This window comes from Xenorhabdus stockiae (assembly GCF_002632825.1).
Taxonomy (GTDB): Bacteria; Pseudomonadota; Gammaproteobacteria; order Enterobacterales; family Enterobacteriaceae; genus Xenorhabdus; species Xenorhabdus stockiae.
In genome coordinates this window covers 1-18,411 of sequence record NZ_NJAJ01000028.1, presented here as the reverse complement: position 1 = coordinate 18,411, position 18,411 = coordinate 1, and the positions used below count along the sequence as shown (strand labels likewise).

Annotated in this window: 19 protein-coding genes and 1 other RNA gene; 7 read left to right on the top strand and 13 right to left on the bottom strand. The window is 43.1% G+C overall.

Annotated features, from left to right (window positions below):
- Nucleotides 1–130: 130 nt before the first annotated feature.
- The 7 genes from lepB to trmN all read right to left on the bottom strand — a co-directional run bounded on the left by lepB (nt 131) and on the right by trmN (nt 7,041).
- Entirely contained in the window at nt 131–1,105 is a 975-nt protein-coding gene (lepB, locus tag Xsto_RS14345) for a signal peptidase I (protein ID WP_099110636.1), read from the bottom strand.
- 24 nt (nt 1,106–1,129) lie between these two features.
- Entirely contained in the window at nt 1,130–2,923 is a 1,794-nt protein-coding gene (gene lepA, locus Xsto_RS14340; protein ID WP_099110638.1) for a translation elongation factor 4, read from the bottom strand.
- 358 nt (nt 2,924–3,281) lie between these two features.
- The gene (rseC, locus tag Xsto_RS14330) at nt 3,282–3,746 is read right to left on the bottom strand and encodes a SoxR-reducing system protein RseC (RefSeq protein WP_099125465.1); all 465 of its coding nucleotides are present in this window, start codon (nt 3,744–3,746) and stop codon (nt 3,282–3,284) included.
- Nucleotides 3,746–4,705 carry a sigma-E factor regulatory protein RseB gene (rseB, locus tag Xsto_RS14325; protein ID WP_099125464.1) on the bottom strand — a complete coding sequence of 320 codons (960 nt, stop codon included), beginning with the start codon at nt 4,703–4,705 and terminating at the stop codon, nt 3,746–3,748. Before rseB ends, rseC begins: the two co-directional genes overlap by 1 nt.
- Nucleotides 4,706–4,710: 5 nt before the next feature.
- Nucleotides 4,711–5,364, bottom strand: coding sequence for an anti-sigma-E factor RseA (rseA, locus tag Xsto_RS14320; RefSeq protein ID WP_099110644.1), 654 nt, complete (start codon nt 5,362–5,364; stop codon nt 4,711–4,713).
- 70 nt (nt 5,365–5,434) lie between these two features.
- Entirely contained in the window at nt 5,435–6,010 is a 576-nt protein-coding gene (gene rpoE, locus Xsto_RS14315) for an RNA polymerase sigma factor RpoE (protein WP_099110645.1), read from the bottom strand.
- A 290-nt stretch (nt 6,011–6,300) separates the two neighbouring features.
- Nucleotides 6,301–7,041, bottom strand: coding sequence for a tRNA(1)(Val) (adenine(37)-N(6))-methyltransferase TrmN (trmN, locus tag Xsto_RS14310; RefSeq protein ID WP_099125463.1), 741 nt, complete (start codon nt 7,039–7,041; stop codon nt 6,301–6,303).
- Between the two features lie 160 nt (nt 7,042–7,201).
- Here trmN and srmB point away from each other — a divergent pair, with 160 nt between their 5' ends.
- Nucleotides 7,202–8,542 (top strand): ATP-dependent RNA helicase SrmB, encoded by a 1,341-nt coding sequence (gene srmB, locus Xsto_RS14305; RefSeq protein WP_099125462.1) that lies wholly within the window; start codon nt 7,202–7,204, stop codon nt 8,540–8,542.
- Nucleotides 8,543–8,626: 84 nt separating this feature from the next.
- Here the strand turns inward: srmB and Xsto_RS14300 are convergent, their stop codons facing one another.
- On the bottom strand, nt 8,627–9,811 hold the full coding sequence (locus Xsto_RS14300; protein ID WP_211284323.1) for a Tle-like phospholipase domain-containing protein: 1,185 nt from the start codon (nt 9,809–9,811) through the stop codon (nt 8,627–8,629).
- A gap of 351 nt (nt 9,812–10,162) precedes the next feature.
- Between Xsto_RS14300 and ung the strand changes: the two genes are divergently transcribed.
- Nucleotides 10,163–10,843 carry a uracil-DNA glycosylase gene (ung, locus tag Xsto_RS14295; RefSeq protein WP_099111876.1) on the top strand — a complete coding sequence of 227 codons (681 nt, stop codon included), beginning with the start codon at nt 10,163–10,165 and terminating at the stop codon, nt 10,841–10,843.
- Nucleotides 10,844–10,901: 58 nt separating this feature from the next.
- On the opposite strand, the gene grpE is transcribed toward ung, so the two are convergent.
- Nucleotides 10,902–11,483, bottom strand: a complete 582-nt coding sequence (gene grpE, locus Xsto_RS14290) for a nucleotide exchange factor GrpE (protein WP_099111875.1) — start codon at nt 11,481–11,483, stop codon at nt 10,902–10,904.
- A 124-nt stretch (nt 11,484–11,607) separates the two neighbouring features.
- Between grpE and nadK the strand changes: the two genes are divergently transcribed.
- The 3 genes from nadK (at nt 11,608) to bamE (ending at nt 14,785) form a co-directional block, all read left to right on the top strand.
- A complete protein-coding gene (gene nadK / locus Xsto_RS14285; protein WP_141554516.1) occupies nt 11,608–12,486 on the top strand; it encodes an NAD(+) kinase in 879 nt (292 codons plus the stop codon).
- Nucleotides 12,487–12,623: 137 nt separating this feature from the next.
- Nucleotides 12,624–14,297: a DNA repair protein RecN gene (gene recN, locus Xsto_RS14280; protein WP_099125461.1), complete on the top strand. Its 1,674-nt coding sequence runs from the start codon at nt 12,624–12,626 to the stop codon at nt 14,295–14,297.
- 143 nt (nt 14,298–14,440) lie between these two features.
- Nucleotides 14,441–14,785, top strand: a complete 345-nt coding sequence (gene bamE, locus Xsto_RS14275; protein ID WP_099111872.1) for an outer membrane protein assembly factor BamE — start codon at nt 14,441–14,443, stop codon at nt 14,783–14,785.
- A gap of 63 nt (nt 14,786–14,848) precedes the next feature.
- On the opposite strand, the gene Xsto_RS14270 is transcribed toward bamE, so the two are convergent.
- Nucleotides 14,849–15,142 carry an RnfH family protein gene (locus Xsto_RS14270; protein ID WP_099111871.1) on the bottom strand — a complete coding sequence of 98 codons (294 nt, stop codon included), beginning with the start codon at nt 15,140–15,142 and terminating at the stop codon, nt 14,849–14,851.
- Nucleotides 15,135–15,569 carry a type II toxin-antitoxin system RatA family toxin gene (locus Xsto_RS14265; RefSeq protein ID WP_099111870.1) on the bottom strand — a complete coding sequence of 145 codons (435 nt, stop codon included), beginning with the start codon at nt 15,567–15,569 and terminating at the stop codon, nt 15,135–15,137. The genes Xsto_RS14270 and Xsto_RS14265 overlap by 8 nt, the downstream gene beginning before the upstream one ends.
- Nucleotides 15,570–15,726: 157 nt before the next feature.
- Between Xsto_RS14265 and smpB the strand changes: the two genes are divergently transcribed.
- Together smpB and ssrA are read left to right on the top strand one after the other, a co-directional pair.
- Complete coding sequence (smpB, locus tag Xsto_RS14260; RefSeq protein ID WP_099111869.1) at nt 15,727–16,209, top strand: SsrA-binding protein SmpB; 483 nt, start codon at nt 15,727–15,729, stop codon at nt 16,207–16,209.
- Nucleotides 16,210–16,259: 50 nt separating this feature from the next.
- Nucleotides 16,260–16,623: a transfer-messenger RNA gene (ssrA, locus tag Xsto_RS14255) on the top strand.
- 767 nt (nt 16,624–17,390) lie between these two features.
- Here the strand turns inward: ssrA and Xsto_RS14250 are convergent.
- Nucleotides 17,391–17,930 carry a hypothetical protein gene (locus Xsto_RS14250; RefSeq protein WP_099109063.1) on the bottom strand — a complete coding sequence of 180 codons (540 nt, stop codon included), beginning with the start codon at nt 17,928–17,930 and terminating at the stop codon, nt 17,391–17,393.
- Nucleotides 17,931–18,221: 291 nt separating this feature from the next.
- The coding region (locus Xsto_RS14245; protein ID WP_211284273.1) for a tail fiber assembly protein at nt 18,222–18,411 on the bottom strand (190 nt) is incomplete at its 5' end.

Here is an 18,411-nt window from a genome sequence, read left to right as displayed (position 1 = left end):
ATATGCCTTACAAAACTGTTGCGTTTGCACTGGCTTCCTAAAAAGTTAATCATTTCAGGAAGCCAGTCATCTCGTTTGAGAGAATATTCTACACTGAGAGATAAATTAATGCTTCGCTAATATATAAATATTAGTGAATTCCACCTATTCGGCTGAAACGTACCCATGGCCAGTCAGGCCACTCACCTTCTTGTTTATTGAAGCTGATCCAGATAGCGGTTGCACGTCCGACCAGATTCTTCTCCGGAACAAATCCCCAGAAACGGCTATCAGAGCTATTATCACGATTATCGCCCATCATGAAATACTCTCCTTTAGGTACAACCCAAGTGCCTACCGGTTGGCCTTCCTGAACAAACTCAGGTTCACGTTGTGGCGGAAGGGTTAAAATATGGTGCGAAACATCACCCAACGTTTCAACCCGCTCCCCTTGACGCAATGTGCGAGGGCCTAATGTTTGCCCAACAGGAATTTGATGCACTTCATTAGCAATCGTACCGTCTTTCTTTATCTTCTCTGAGATAGTCCAGTCACTAAGATACACATCCCCATAAGTAATCGGGAGAATGTCTTTACATTGCTGAGCGTAACCACAGCCAGGATAAATCTGAAGCTCTTTATCCCAATAGTTGTAAACAATCTTATCCCCGGGCAAACCAATCACCCGTTTTACAAAATCTATACTTGGGTTTACGGGATATTTGAAAACAGCAATATCACCGCGTTTAGGCTCACCGGTTTTAATCAGGGTGGTTTGTGTGATCGGATCTTTCAAACCATAGGCAAATTTTTCTACCAGAATGAAATCACCGATCAACAGGGTAGGCATCATTGAACCGGAAGGGATCTGGAAAGGTTCATACACAAATGAACGCAGGATCCAAACAATGGCTAACACCGGAAAAACAGATGCAAATGTCTCAGCCCATGTAGGCTTGTTTATTTCTTTAATTGCAGCTTCCTGAGATTCGTTGCCCGCTGCCTGTTTCTGAGCCTGAGCCAGTTTTCTCTTACGCTCAGGGGCGAGTTTAAAGCGATCTACACACCAGATAATCCCGGTGATTAACGTTGCAAACGTTAAGATCAAGGCAAAAGTGTTAGCCATTTAGACTCCTTACGACCTTGTTAATTAATCTTTTCCGACATGCAGAATTGCTAAGAAGGCTTCCTGAGGCAGTTCAACGTTACCAACCTGCTTCATGCGTTTTTTACCTTCTTTCTGTTTCTGCAACAGCTTTTTCTTACGGCTGACATCACCACCATAACATTTCGCCAATACGTTTTTACGTAACTGTTTAACCGTAGAACGAGCGATAATGTGAGTGCCGATGGCTGCCTGAATGGCAATATCAAATTGCTGGCGAGGGATTAATTCCTTCATTTTCTCCACCAGCTCTCGACCACGGTATTGCGAGTTATCACGGTGAGTGATCAACGCCAGAGCATCGACACGCTCACCGTTAATCAACACATCCACACGTACCATGTCAGAATGTTGGAAACGAACAAAATTATAGTCCAGCGACGCATAACCACGTGAGGTAGATTTCAGGCGATCAAAGAAATCCAGCACCACTTCAGCCATTGGGATTTCGTATGTCAGCGCAACCTGATTACCGTGATAAACCATATTGGTCTGAACACCACGCTTTTCTATACAGAGTGTAATGACATTACCGAGATATTCCTGTGGCAACAGCATGTGACATTCTGCAATAGGTTCACGTAGTTCTTTAATATTGTTTAATGGCGGTAATTTGGATGGGCTATCCACATAGATGACTTCATCACTAGTTGTCTCAACTTCATAAACAACCGTTGGCGCAGTGGTGATCAAATCCAGATTATATTCACGTTCCAGACGCTCCTGAATGATCTCCATGTGCAGCAAGCCGAGGAAACCACAACGGAAGCCAAAGCCTAAAGCAGTAGAGCTTTCTGGCTCATAGAACAAAGAGGCATCGTTCAGGCTCAGTTTGCCCAAAGCATCACGGAATGCTTCATAGTCGTCAGAGCTGACAGGGAACAATCCCGCATAAACCTGAGGTTTAACCTTTTTGAAACCCGGTAATGCTTTTTCTGCCGGATGACGCGCTGTTGTTAACGTATCGCCGACAGGTGCACCAAGGATATCTTTTATAGCACAGACCAACCAGCCCACTTCGCCGCAATTTAATACGTCACGGTCAATGCGCTTCGGTGTGAAAATACCTAAACGATCAGCGTTATATACCTGACCTGTGCTCATTACTTTGATTTTGTCGCCTTTACGCAGCGTACCATTCTTAACACGTACAAGTGAGACAACACCCAGATAATTATCGAACCATGAGTCGATAATCAATGCCTGTAATGGTGCTTCAGGATCACCTTCCGGTGCTGGAATTTCCTTAACCAGACGCTCAATAACATCCTGTACACCCACACCGGTTTTTGCGGAACAACGAACAGCATCTGTTGCATCAATACCGACGATATCTTCAATTTCTTCTGCTACGCGCTCTGGTTCTGCAGCTGGCAGGTCAATTTTGTTCAGAACCGGAACAACTTCCAGATCCATTTCAATCGCGGTATAACAGTTAGCCAACGTCTGAGCTTCAACGCCCTGCCCTGCATCCACAACCAACAGAGCACCTTCACAGGCAGCCAAAGAGCGGGAAACTTCATAGGAGAAGTCAACATGCCCCGGCGTGTCGATAAAGTTTAATTGATAAACGTTTCCGTCATGTGCCTTATAATCAAGAGTCACACTCTGCGCTTTAATAGTGATACCACGCTCACGTTCAAGATCCATTGAATCCAGTACTTGCGCTGCCATTTCACGGTCTGACAACCCACCACAGATTTGAATAATCCGGTCAGATAGCGTGGACTTACCATGGTCAATGTGGGCGATAATGGAGAAATTTCTTATTTGCTTCATTATTAAATCTTTTTTGCCTTAATATTTCTGAATCATTCGCCTATGGACACACTGATGGACATAAAGCGACGTTTATTAGATACGGGTTTGGCCACTGGCCTGAAAAGCCGTATTCTACATGTCAACACAGTGAAAACCTAGTCATGCCTACGGTTTTCAACCTATACCCTTCATCTTTCAAGCCGCCTCTTTGTTGGCTACGCTCATTCACCCCGGTCACATAGTTGTCTATGCTCTTGGGGATTCATTCTCTTGCTGCAACGATGCAACTTGAAATCTATTGGGTACAACCCATACAGTATGACCAGAAAGTGAAAATATTCGTAATAAATCGTGAAAGCGATTATGGTAAAACAGATTATTCCTGATGTAGAACCTTAATCGTATCGGGAGGTAAACCAATTTGTAACACCACGGGTTGGTATGCCTGCTGATTATCCCAATATGCAGCAATTTTACGGGCAAAAGCAAAACCGGCCAGACCACCAGCAATACCACCTATACATACCCATAACTGCTCAGCAGTCCAGAATTGACTGAGCAACCCGCCTAAAAACAGACCTAATAATGGGGTTAAGTAAACTAGCATAGCGGAACGTAATAAACTACTTTCCGGAATACCAACTTCGACTTTTTGCCCCGGTTGAAGTGGTTGAGTAATCTCCAACTCCAGTTGGTGGATATTTTCCGGCCCCAGTTTTTCCAGCAAATACGACCCACAGGCTGTTTTTGCCTGACAACTGCCACACCCCGAAGAGGAGCCATAACGCAATATTGCCCGGCCTTGCTGCCAACGAACAACCGTTGCCCATTCTTTAACCATCAGTTACCCCCCGTAAATGTGACACTTCCGGCAATCTGTTTAATTGTGGCGAAGGGTAATTCGCCAATAACAGAAATGCTGTGCCTGCCATTCGACACAGTATAAACTGTTCGTCGCCCCTGTCGATACAGTGGCTCATCAGCAGCTTTTGCGTCAGTATTTACCACATTTACAGAAAAACTAAATACCCCATCACTGTACATAATGGATTCCAATAATTCTGTCTTTGATAACCGACTCCGATTACGGGAAATTTCCCGAAAGCCTTCAGGCAACTTACTAACTTTCCAGTTAAATGCTACTTTTTCAGCTTTTGGAATAACTAACATCGGTGGTAATTTCAAATCCACAATGGCGTTCAATTCCTGCTTGATATCGTCATTCACCCTTGAGGATATAACACGGAACTGTTCAACAACCACCATTTTTTCCTGATCAAATAACTCAATCAGCAAAGGCAGATAACTTTTTTTATCTATCAATAAATTATAATTATAGCGATCGTTATCTTTGGATGTTATACGCACGAAATAGACAGGACGATCGCCAACATGGGTAGAGCCTGCATCAATGAAATTGTAGAATTTCTGTATCTGAGAAAAATCGGCAAAGATGATCGGAGGCAAGTAGTCCACAATATGATCACCACGCAGACTAAATGAATCCAAGCCTGATTCGTAATAGCTTATCTGATCACCACGCTGAATAATCTCACGGCGCGTGTTATCCATTTGAATAAGTTGTGCGATGGGCTGATTATCAATAATAACGTGGCGATAACGCAGAGGAATAATAAATTGCTGGCTCAGGTTAATAAAAGCAAGTTCATAAGGCAAGGTCTGTACGGAGTGCCCCATACCCTGTAACAAAGCCTCGGTACTATTTTTTTGCTGAACCGAGGCTTTTGATAAATTCAGGAAGCTCCCGAATAATAAAATGAAAAAAACAGTATATTTCATTTTTATTACTTATTTGAGATTACAGGTCTTTGTTCTCCCGAATGTATTGCGTTAACCTCCGGCAACCCTTGTTCATTTTCTGCATTAATACGCCGGAAAAGTTCATACTGTTGCAACATTGCATCAATACGCTTATTACTTTCCCGCACCTGCGTACTCAAGTCGCCACCAAAAGCATCATGTTCAGCGGGAACCGATAACCCAACAGGTGAAGCAGAACCCATCACCGGTAATGTATTGAAGACCGGGTTATCAAGCTGAGCATCAGTGTCAGACCCATTATATTGCTGAACACCGATGATAACTGCCATTGACACACAAGCCGCAACACCAATCTGAGTTATCTGACTAGCCCAGGGCCGAGTCACTAACGGGCGGAGTTTATGCCAGAACGGCAATTCCTGCCACGTATCAGGTTTTGGCTGAGATTCCGGAATAGCTGCTGGATTAATATGGACAGGTTCTTTTTCAAGCGCCTGTGCCACTTGACTAGCGATATCCAAATGTAACACTTCACCCACATCACCACGTAATGTATCCCGGATGAGGTGATATCTTTCCCACTGTTTCTGCATTTCAGCATCTTCAGAGATTAAACGAACGATTTCACTATCAAGAGCTTCTCCATCCATTAACGCGGAAAGTTTCTCTCTTTGCATGCCAGTACCCTTCAATATTATTTTGTTCCACTACTACTGTTTCCACTGCTGCTGGTGCTTCCACTACTGCTTACTGCTGGATCAGGGGTTGAACTTTATTGTCGATGGCTTCCCTTGCACGAAAAATTCGCGAGCGAACAGTACCCACAGGACAATCCATAATGACGGCTATTTCCTCATAGCTCAGGCCATCAAGTTCCCGAAGCGTAATTGCTATCCGCAAATCTTCTGGCAGTGATTCAATGGTACGAAATACCACTTTCTTTAATTCTTCTGACAACATTAAGTTCTCAGGGTTCGAAATTTCTTTTAATGAACTTGACGTATCGTAATTTTCTGCATCATTAGCATCCAGATCATTGGATGGTGGACGACGCCCCTGAGCTACCAAATAATTTTTCGCAGTATTAACGGCAATACGGTACAACCACGTATAAAAAGCACTATCACCCCGAAAAGAAGACAGTGCCCGATAAGTTTTAATAAATACCTCTTGTGCAACATCAGGAACATCGCCTTGAGGTACGTAACGGGCAATTAAGCTTGCCACTTTGTGCTGATATCTGATTACCAGCAAATTAAACGCTTTTTGGTCGCCTTTTTGTACTCGCTCGACCAGCATTTGATCCGTTAACTGCTCGCTCATCCGAGGCTCACTCTCCTGAGGTAAAACTCCACATTTACACTTACATTACACCAGCCATGACACTTTGCTACTCGAACAAGCATCACTTTTGAGTGTTCATTACATGTGAAGTTCAACTTTGATTGTAATTTTGTGTTACAACCACCGATTATTCTGCATTGCACTTTTTATTTATAGTACAAATCATAGCCTCTATTCAGTGGCTCACTCGATTTTAGATTATGAAAAACAGAAAGATTTATCCCAATCTTCCGTAAAAAAATTTAAGGTTTTTATGAACGATAACCCTATCAATAATAAAGATAAAAATCTTTCACTAACTGCTGAAACTCGTTTGAATATGTACCATCAGCAGCACGGATCATCAGCTCACTAACCTGTATTTCCTGCCTCTGCCGGGATAATCCCAACAATAAACGATGTAACGGCTTATCCAGCCTATCACGAATATTGAGCCGATAATGGGGAAACCAACCACATTCTATCGCCATTTTTTCGAAGAGCTCTCCAATCCCATAAGGAAGCACCACACAAAATAACCCGTCCGGGGTAATCAATTGTTCAACACAGTCCAATAACCCTTGATGAGTCAGTGCTTCGGTATAACGAGCCTGATTGCGCGCCTCATTACGACAGGCAATGGCAGGTTCGAAGTAAGGAGGGTTGCTCACAATCAAGTCATACCGGATTTCGCTTCTCACAGCGAAATCATGAATATCCTGCCGGTATACCCTGATGCGGTCAGGCCACGGGGATTGATCGATATTTTCAATAGCCTGCATTGCTGCATCTTCGTCCAGCTCCACGGCATCAATAGCTGTATCGTTTCCGGATCTCTGGGCTATCATCAGTGCAATCAGTCCACTGCCACACCCGATATCCAGACAATTTTTTCTATTATCTACCGGTGCCCATGTCCCCAATAGCACGCCATCAGTTCCGACTTTCATGGCACATTTATCATGCCCGACAAAAAATTGTTTGAATGTGAAACCACCGCGACGCAAAGCAGGTTTGTGTATTAACGTCATGAATTATATCTGTTGAAAACCAAAATTCTTCATAGCATAAATCTTATGACTCGAGGATAAAAGCCACACGCACGCCTGATACTTTTAACACTGGTGCATGTTATAGGGTGAAGAATGAGCCTAACCTGTTTATAATCATCGGCCCAAACAGAGGTATATGATGACTGCGACAAACTTTTCCGACTTCGAACTTGATGAATGCCTGCTTGATGCGTTAAATGATAAAGGCTATGAACGCCCGACCGCAATTCAGGCGGCAGCCATTCCTGCGGCCATGGACGGGCGGGATGTATTAGGTTCCGCACCAACGGGGACAGGCAAAACAGCTGCCTACCTGCTACCGGCTATACAGCATTTGCTGGATTTCCCACGTAAGAAATCAGGGCCACCACGTATTTTGATTTTGACACCAACCCGTGAACTGGCGATGCAGGTTGCAGAGCAGGCCAGAGAGATGGCTGCACATACTAATCTGGATATTGCCACAATTACTGGTGGTGTAGCCTATATGAATCATGCAGAAGTGTTCAGTGAGAATCAGGACATTGTCGTCGCAACTACAGGGCGTCTGCTGCAATATATCAAAGAAGAAAACTTTGACTGCCGTGCAGTAGAAACCCTCATCCTTGATGAAGCCGATCGCATGTTGGATATGGGTTTTGCCAATGACGTTGAGACGATTGCCGGAGAAACCCGCTGGCGTAAACAAACCATGCTATTTTCCGCAACGCTTGAAGGCGAAAGTATCCGTGATTTTGCAGTGCGCCTGCTGACAGATCCTGTTGAGATCGATGCAGAGCCTTCCCGTCGTGAGCGTAAGAAAATTCAGCAATTTTATTATCGTGCTGATAATCTGGCACATAAAACAGCCTTGTTATGCCACTTGCTGAAACAAGAAGACGTTACAAAATCGATTGTTTTTGTACGTAAACGGGAGCGTGTCCGCGAATTGGTTGAATGGCTGCATCAGGCCGGTATTCAGTCCAGTTTCCTTGAAGGTGAAATGGTACAGGCTAAACGAACAGACGCTGTGAAGCGCCTGAATGATGGCCGAGTTAAGGTACTGGTTGCAACCGATGTTGCTTCCCGTGGGCTGGATATCGAAAATATCAGCCACGTTTTTAACTTTGATTTACCACGCACAGCAGATGTTTATCTGCACCGGATTGGCCGAACTGCCCGTGCTGGCCGCAAAGGAACCGCAATTGCGCTGATTGAGTCCCATGACCATCCATTACTTGGAAAAATCAGTCGCTATCTTCAGGAACCACTGAAAGTGCGAGTTGTTGACGAACTTCGTCCACAAACCAAAGCACCAAGTGAGAATAAAAGCTATAAGCCATCCAAGAAAGTGCTGGCTAAGCGTAAAGAAAAGAAAAAAACAGAAGAAGCGAAGAAAAACCGGGTGAAAGTGCGTCATCGTGACAGCAAAAACATCGGAAAGCGCCGCGCTCCTTCAGGAAACCCTAAACCAGAATTGCCAGAATCGACTGACAATTAACCAATTTTGGTATAAGCGGGCTATTTGCCCGCTTGTTATCGATATTGTTCTCAACGCATGAATTCTTAATTAGAAGACAATCAATTAAGCTGAATAATATTTTTCCAATTTTTCCTTACTTAATTGCGGCTGTAAATGAGTGTGCTGATAGGATTGGCTGAATACAACACCAAGTTCATTGTCACTCATATCTACCGCCCATGTTTGCAGTGATGACGCTTTATTTGAAGCGATGATATTATCGTGGATATCGTTACTCGCGGCAGCCATCATCACACTTTCTTTCCCATGTTCTTTATTATCTTCTTTTCCTTGCCAGGGCTTATGAATAACCATTAATTCCTGCACCGCCTCTAAAAAATGAGCCTTGAATGAATGTAACGCATAGCTATAGCGCACAATCGAATCGATGAAATTTTCCGGCTTGTATTCATATTCAAGAAGAATCTGACTTCCCATCGGCTGAGGAATTGGTAATGCTTTTTGCAGATTATCCAACCAATCATGTTCAACAATATAATTCCGGATTAATCCCTGTTCAGCTATTTCACGACCAGCTCCCGGTGACCATCCCATCCGTTTCAATGTCCAGTCTGAAACACCGGCAGAATTAAAAGTAACCGCAGGCTTTCCTGTTGTCAGAGCAGCCATTGATGCCAGCCCTCCCCCCATAGAGTGCCCGGTAAAAATAACATTCTCGCCAAATGCTTTTAATGCTGATTTAGCCAAATCTACCGCCTGATTATATTGCGCTTCATTGTATCCAAGCCCCTGACGAATACTCGCCATAAAATCCTTTATTTCGTTTGAGCCGGTAAATGACACAATATATAACCCCTTATTCCGGTAAATCCCAGCCTGAAACCCTGTAGAGCTATCATCCAAGGTATCAGGGTCAATACCCGCTTTAATTAGCTCTTCATCTGATACGCGTACATAGTCACCAATGCCAAAACTATTTCGACGATAAACATCACGGGTGACTTGAGCCAGTGCATAATCAATAGATTTTGAATGTTTTCCTGCAATATCATTAGCTTTTAATTCAGGTGTATCCATAACTCTGTTTTGAGAAGACGTTATCAATGATTGATAGAGCGAATCAGCTTGTTTAGTATTTTCTGAACGGGAAGTTATCGCGGGAGAAAGTTGTTTATTTTTATCCAGAAGTGTACTGCCAGAGGAAATTGACTGAAGAGTTGCCTGATTTCCCTGTAAAGGGATAGCACCTAACTTACTCAATAAACTGATATTTGTCACCAAAGTCATAAAATACTCCTACCGATTTAAGTTAGACATAACAGACTGACCTAGATCATCTATCGGCAGAATGATTAACATTTTTATATCAATTTTAATTTTTATTTAACAATCGAATGTATTCATTTTATATAATCAATGAATTTCAATTTGCATCAAAGTAGTAAGGAAGCACCTTCTGAAGCATAAACAACTATAGTAGTTAGATGTGACTAAAGTGAGTAAATGCAGCCAACGAGGAGAATTACTTAAAAGAGGGGGGGAGGTATAAGAACTTCTTAGATGAAAGCTTTCCCTATGCTAAGGGAATCGGTAAGCTTAACCCTATCTGGTAATCTTTTATTTAAAACGGAACCCGCTATGTCCGCTCCCCTTACATGGCATGATGTCATCGGCAATGAAAAAGCACAGCCTTACTTTACTGATACATTGACGTATGTCGCTAACGAACGTAAAGCAGGTAAAACCATTTATCCGCCACAACAGGATGTTTTCAACGCATTCCGCTATACCGAATTAGCTGATGTGAAAGTCGTGATCCTGGGACAAGACCCTTATCACGGCCCGAATCAGGCTCATGGCCTGGCTTTTTCAGTACAGCCGGGAATACCCGCACCACCTTCACTCGTTAATATGTACAAAGAACTGGAATCTGATATTGCAGGATTTCAGCGCCCCAATCACGGCTGCCTGCTTAGCTGGGCAAAACAAGGGGTTTTATTGCTGAATACAGTGTTAACGGTTGAACGGGGTAATGCTCACTCTCATGCAAATCTGGGTTGGGAGACTTTCACAGATAAGGTCATTGCAGCGATCAATGAACATCGGAGTGGTGTTATTTTCCTGCTCTGGGGTGCACATGCCCAGAAAAAAGGCCGAATTATTGATACACAGCGCCATCATGTCCTGAAAGCGCCACATCCTTCTCCTTTATCAGCTCATCGCGGTTTTCTGGGGTGCAAGCACTTCTCACAGGCTAACCAACTACTTGAATCCCAAGGATTGGCATCAATTGACTGGAACCCGGTACTTCCTGAATAGTTATTCCTGCAAAAATGCCGCCTAAAACGGCGGCATTAAATAATGGAAACTGTATTTCTTATTTAGAAACAGCAACCATTGCAGGACGCAGCAGACGCCCATTCAGAGTATAACCTTTCTGCATAACCAACATTACATGATTTGGCTCATGCTGATCAGACTCCATCATAGTCATCGCCTGATGTACTTCCGGATTGAAAGGAACATTGATATCACCAACAACTTCAATACCAAATTTACCCACTGCATCAATAAATGATTTCAGAGTTAATTCAATACCTTCAATCATTGGAACCAAAGTCTCATTGGCCCGATCTGCCGCTTCCAGAGCACGTTCCAGATTATCAATTACTGGCAGAAGCTCATTAGAAAATCTTTCCAGTGCAAATTTATGTGCTTTTTCTACATCCTGCTCAGCACGACGACGAATGTTGTCTACTTCAGCACGAGCACGCAGAATCGCATCACGTTCACGAGACTGAGCCTGTTTCAGCTCTTCTTCCAACTCGGCAACACGCGGGTCAACAATGCTTTCAGTCTCTGGCGCGTCTGCCTTTTCTGCATCCATTTGTTGCTCAAATACATTTTCTGTATTTTCTGAGACTTGCTCGTCAGGTACTTTTTGGTCTTTACTACTCATGAATATCTCCGCGTATTTTGTATTATATTCGCAACTCTCGCTTATTATGGGGATCAAAACGAGGGATTCAAGGGAACACATCATATTGTGAGGGCAAAACCATATGCTGCAGGAAATAACAGCAATGAATAATGAATTCAAATGCATCGGTATTGTCGGGCGTCCACGTCACCCTGAAGCACTGGCTACTCATGAAATGCTTTATTATTGGCTGGTATCTAAAGGTTATTGCGTCATTGTGGACAGACAAGTTGCAAAAGATATTAATTTAAAAGACGCTCAAACCGGAGGATTAACTGAAATCGGCAAAATCGCCGATTTAGTGATCGTAGTTGGCGGTGACGGTAACATGCTGGGAGCTGCCAGAGTCCTGTCCCGTTATGATATTAAAGTTATTGGCATTAACCGCGGTAATTTAGGCTTTCTGACGGATTTAGATCCGGATAACGCCCTACAACAACTTTCTGAGGTTCTCAATGGAGAATATCGGGACGAAAAACGATTTCTACTGGAAGCGCAGGTCACAAAAAAAGGCCAGAAACCGCGGCACAGTACAGCACTGAATGAAGTTGTCCTGCATCCGGGCAAAGTCGCCCATATGATCGATTTTGAGGTTTATATTGATGAACGTTTTGCCTTTTCGCAACGTTCAGATGGCCTCATTATAGCGACCCCAACAGGCTCTACCGCCTATTCTCTGTCAGCCGGCGGGCCAATACTGACACCGAATCTGGATGCTATCGTATTAGTACCGATGTTTCCACATACACTCTCTGCCCGTCCTCTTGTGGTCAGCAGCGAAAGTAGCATTCGTCTAAAATTTTCCCAAAACAGCAATGATTACGAAGTCAGTTGTGACAGCCAGATTGTACTACCGATTCAGGATGGTGAAGAAGTTATCATTAAGCGTAGTGAATATAACCTGCACTTAATCCATCCGAAAGATTATAATTATTTCAATACACTGAGTACCAAGTTAGGCTGGTCAAAAAAAATGTTCTAAAAAAAGATGCTTCCCTACTTTACTGTATAAAAAACCAGTTTATACTGTGCAAAAGAACAGACATGTTTTTATGCACAGGAACATGGACTTATATACAGAAACATTGTTTTAAGTATAGAAAAGGTAGGAGGAGCACGATGTTAGCTCAATTGACCATCAGTAATTTTGCCATTGTTCGCGAACTTGAAATCGATTTTCGCTCAGGAATGACGACCATCACCGGAGAAACCGGAGCAGGTAAATCAATCGCAATTGATGCGCTGGGTTTATGTCTCGGTAATCGTGGAGAAGCGAATATGGTTCGAGCTGGTGCTCCCCGTACTGACATCTGTGCCCGGTTTTCGCTGGCAGATACACCTTCTGCCCGTAAATGGCTTGAAACACATCAGCTTGATGGCAGTTTTGATGATGATAATGAGTGCCTGCTACGGCGTACTATTACCGCAGACGGGCGCTCCCGTGGTTTTATCAATGGTACCGCAGTCCCTCTTTCTCAGCTACGTGAATTAGGTTCACATCTGATTCAAATCCATGGTCAACATGCCCATCAGCTGCTTTTAGAAAACCGCCATCAAAGACATTTGCTGGATACTTACGCCGGTGAATTCACACTAAAAAATGAAATGAAGCAGGCATATCAGCAATGGAGGCAAAGCTGTCAGGCTCTTACCCAATTCCAGCAGCAGGCTCTTGAGCGCCGTTCACGGCAACAGCTACTGGAATACCACCTGAAAGAACTGAATGAGCTGGCACCTCAGTCTGGCGAATATCAGGAACAAGATAGCGAATATAAACGTCTGGCAAACTGCGGTCAGTTTTTGTCTGGCAGTCAGGATATCCTTCAGATTTTAAGTGACAATGATGAACAAAATATCGTTAGTCTGCTAAATTACGCACGAAATGAACTTACTGAACTCGCCAGCATGGATCATAAACTCAGCGGTTTACTGAATATGCTGGAAGAAGCCTCTATTCAAATCAGTGAAGTGAGTGATGAGCTACGTCATTACAGCGATCAACTGGAATTAGACCCTAATCGCCTGTTTGAGCTGGAACAAAAAATCTCACAGCAAATCAGTATCGCCCGTAAACATTATGTTTCTCCCGAAGAGCTACCAGCCTTACATCAACAACTGTTGGAAGAACAGCACCAGCTTTCACAGCAGGAAGATGATTGTGCTCACCTCAGTGAACTCGTCAGCGTACACTATCAACAAGCGCTCAGCGTTGCTGAAAAGCTCCACCAAATTCGCCAGCAATACGCTATCGAATTAAGTCAGCTTATCACCAACAGCATGCATCAACTTTCTATGCCTCACGGCCGATTCACCATTGATGTTATTTTCGAGCCTGAGCATTTAAATCTTGATGGCGCCAGTAAGGTAGAATTTAATGTCACAACTAACCCCGGACAACCTCACCAATCACTGGCAAAAGTGGCTTCAGGTGGTGAACTTTCCCGCATTGCTCTTGCGATTCAAGTGATTACAGCTAAAAAAATGGAAACGCCTGCACTAATCTTTGACGAAGTTGATGTTGGTATCAGTGGCCCGACAGCAATGATCGTAGGGCGGCTTCTCCGGGAATTGGGCGAATCAACTCAGGTTATGTGTGTTACGCATTTACCGCAGGTTGCAGGATGTGGTCATCAGCATTTTTACGTCAGTAAACAAACTGATGGAGAAGAAACAGAAACCCAAATGCAGCTGTTAGATAGAAAAGCTCGGTTGCAGGAGCTTGCCCGGCTTCTCGCAGGCAGTGAAGTGACAAAAAATACGCTGGCTAACGCGAAGGAACTTTTAGCCGCATAACTTACTACAACTTTTTTGTATAATTGAAGTCATATATCTTACCGATTTCAAAATTAAAGCTATAGGCAAATAGCATAGAGGTTTTCAAACTCTATAATGTTTATTATCATCGACAGCCTAACTCCTAAAGGAATGTGATTACTATGCGCTGTAAATTGTTGACTGCCGCAACTATATCTCTAGTTATGCTGACTGCGGGTTGCTCTATGTTTGAGCGAGTTATTTATCGTCCTGATATTAATCAGGGGAATTACCTGACACCGGATGCAGTATCAAAAATCCATAAAGGGATGACTCAACAGCAGGTTACTTACACTTTGGGAACACCTATGCTGACAGATCCGTTTGGTAGCCAGACATGGTATTACATATTCCGTCAGCAGCCCGGGCACGAGAAAGTAAAACAAGAAACATTAACACTCACATTTGATAGTAATGGCGTTTTAACCGATATCAAAAATGAGAAATCTTTGCCGAAAAATGGGTAAGGTTCGAGGTTTTATTTACTCGCCAGTGAATTAATTTCTGGCGAGTAAATATCAAGCAGATATCTACTGAGTACTATTTTTTGCGCGTTCTGCGCGTTTACGACGCATTTCTTTCGGATCAGCAATAAGAGGACGGTAAATTTCAACACGATCCCCCTCTTCCAAAGTATCTGCCAATTTAGCCGGACGGCTATAAATGCCAATTTTATTCTTAGCCAAATCAATGTCACTACGTAACTCTAAAAGCCCCGATGCCATAATTGCCTGTTCAACAGTGGCTCCCTGAGGCAATTTAACATTACGCAGATATTGCCGTTCTGGTAAAGCATAAATGACTTCAATATTGATTTCAGACACTATAAACCTCTCGCGCACGTTGGGTAAAAGCATGAACCATATTACCGGCCAGTTCCTTAAATACTTTACCAAAAGCGAGCTCAATCAACTTATTAGTGAATTCAAAATCGAGATGTAATTCAACCTTACAGGCATCTTCGCTAAGTGGAATGAAGTGCCATCCACCCATGAGTTTGCGGAAGGGGCCATCAACCAACTGCATACTGATGCTTTGGTTGTCAGATAACGTATTCCGCGTTATAAACGTCTTACTGATCCCTGCCTTGGAGACATCAACAGAAGCCGTCATTTCATTACCATTACTGCTTATAACGCGGCTGCCGACACACCCCGGCAAAAAATCCGGGTAAGATTTCACATCATTGACCAATTTATACATTTGTTCCACGCTGTATGGAACTAACGCAGAGCGATTAATCTGTGGCATATCATTTCCTGTAAAACATAACAGCGCCGAATAATATCACTTTAATGTGGTTAAATAAAAACCTGATGATCTTTAGCGCAATAAATGTGCGGTTATCGCTAAATATCATGCAGAAGAGATTTCTTTCATTAGCGCTTACAGTATAATACAACGCATTATGACAAAGAAAAAAGCACACAAACCCGGTTCGGCAACAATTGCCATGAATAAGCGAGCTCGCCACGAATTCTTTATTGAAGAAGAATTCGAAGCTGGCTTATCGCTACAAGGTTGGGAAGTCAAATCACTGCGCGCTGGCAAGGCAAACATCAGTGAAAGTTACGTTTTGCTTAAAAATGGTGATGCTTATCTTTTTGGTGCCACAATTACGCCATTAAATGTCGCCTCTTCCCATGTGGTCTGTGATCCTACACGGTCACGTAAACTATTACTTAACAAACGCGAACTTGATTCCCTATACGGTCGGATCAATCGTGAAGGTTATACTATCGTCGCCCTTTCCCTTTATTGGAAAAACGCTTGGTGTAAAATCAAAATCGGCGTTGCCAAAGGTAAAAAAGCGCACGATAAACGTTCAGATATTAAAGAACGTGAGTGGAAATTAGACAAAGCGCGAATTATGAAGAATGCTGGGCGTTAACCACTAGCATTATTGCTCAATATTCTGATATACTTGCGTTTAACATACTTGGGGCTGATTCTGGATTCGACGGGATTCGCGAAACCCAAGGTGCATGCCGAGGGGCGGTTGGCCTCGTAAAAAGCCGCAAAACAATAGTCGCAAACGACGAAAACTACGCACTGGCAGCTTAATAACCTGCGCAGAGCCCTCTCTCCCTAGCCTCCGCTCTTAGGACGGGGATCAAGAGAGGTCAAACCCAAAAGAGATCGCGTGGATGCCTTGCCTGAGGTTGAAGCGTTAAACCTAATCAGGCTAGTTTGTTAGTGGCGTGTCTGTCCGCAGCTGGCAAGCGAATGTAAAGATTAGACTAAGCATGTAGTACCGAGGACGTAGGAATTTCGGACGCGGGTTCAACTCCCGCCAGCTCCACCAAATTTGGTAGGACAGTGTTAGGACAACAACTTGAAAAACAGGCAGTTAGCAAAGTTGGTAGGTCACTGTCATGACAGTAAAAGGACTTCAAAGTGCACGTAAAATGCACGTGAAGTTAAATCTAAGGCACCTCAGATTCCCCTCTGAGGTGTTTTTATTTGTAACAAAATCATTTCCATTTGTAAGAAAGAGTAACAAAAAAACAGGCCGTTTTACCTGTTTAGAGTCTAATTTTTCCTTCTGAATCATGCGCACCAAATTTTATATTGAAGAACGGTCATCGTTATTTTTTTCAAAAAATTCACCACTAAATTTCCTCTCTGAACTGGCTCACTTCTGTACGCATAAGCAGCATATTGAAATATTCAAATTTTTTGATTGCATTTAACTGAGTGCGACAAATATTTTGCATACTCACTCCACTGAGTAACAAGAGAAATAATTGCGGTTGAGTAATCACTCCGTTTGAAACAGAAGGATTGAGCCAAAGTGAGGACCACGGAATAATCAATAAGTTGCCGCAGGTGTCCGAAAATTTTCGTATACCCTCCTGAATGACAGGAGGAGCCTCCCAAATCGGTGACTCCTAAATTTCATGCGGAAAAGTTAAAAGTGAGATTTCTCACCTTTATGTAACTTGTTGATTTTGCTTAATTCCGGCTCAGGAACGGAATTCAACTAAATCAATGAGTTAAAAGGGGAGAATTATCCTATTTAGATAAGTGATTGATTTTGATTATTTATGCCAGAAAACTAAAAATTAAGGATTATTCTCTGTAATGTTGTTTATAAAATCTACCATTCAAAAACACTACGCTATGATAATGGTCAGGACTCCCTTTATATAACTTAAAGTATTTGCTTAACATAGTGCTAGTAGCATCGTGCCCGTATGTTGTATAAAAGTTCCACGTGTACTCATCTGAGCAATCTGAATCAATGAGCCCCATGTATGCTTTTATCCAGATATCTGGCAAAAAAAGAGATAATTGCGAGCCGAAAGAGGTTGCCCAGGGTGGATATCTGCGGTGATCTGAAGTTATTCGTAGGTCTTTCTCATTGGGGTGAGGATTAGCTGATTCACAAGAAACAAGTCGAATATCATGTAACTTACTAATATCTACCCATGCTTTGATGTATAGTGCAAGTTGTGCGGGATTTTTGTACTGACCATCTATCTTTACTTGTGATATTCCGTCTATAAAACCAAAACCATGGCAAGCCATCGTTAACCGATTCTTCCCCTGCTCTTTCCGGCTTGATTCTTCAAACCAATATGAGTCGGAATATACTTTTATTAACCTCATAACTTTCCTTTTTGCTTCTTCATCAATAGATACATCGCAAACTGTACTCCCTTCAATGTAAACCTTATCCTAACTAAATCTTTCTTCCCCCTGACGCAACGTAGCCTTCAATTACATCGTCAGAGCCGCTTAAGTCTGAATACAACTTAACCCGCAATTTTCTGCGGGTTAATCATGCCCTTACTCCACCGGTTCAGCCTGCTCACTATCAGTGGCAACCTCGGCCTCTTTCTGCTTCACATTCCACACCGAATCTGCCGGCATTTGGACACGGACATCCAAGCGACAGCCTCACTCCGGCTGTTCAGGCCAGACGATATCGGGGGCAGTGGAACAATCCACCCGGTTGAGCAGGACACGGTATTTTTTCCATTTGAGCAGTGCGGCTTTCTCTTCTTTCGTTGCCATATCAAGCTCAACGGCGTCCTGCCAGATATCGATTTTTTCTTTGGCTTCCGTTAGCAGTTGCCGTTTTCGAGAC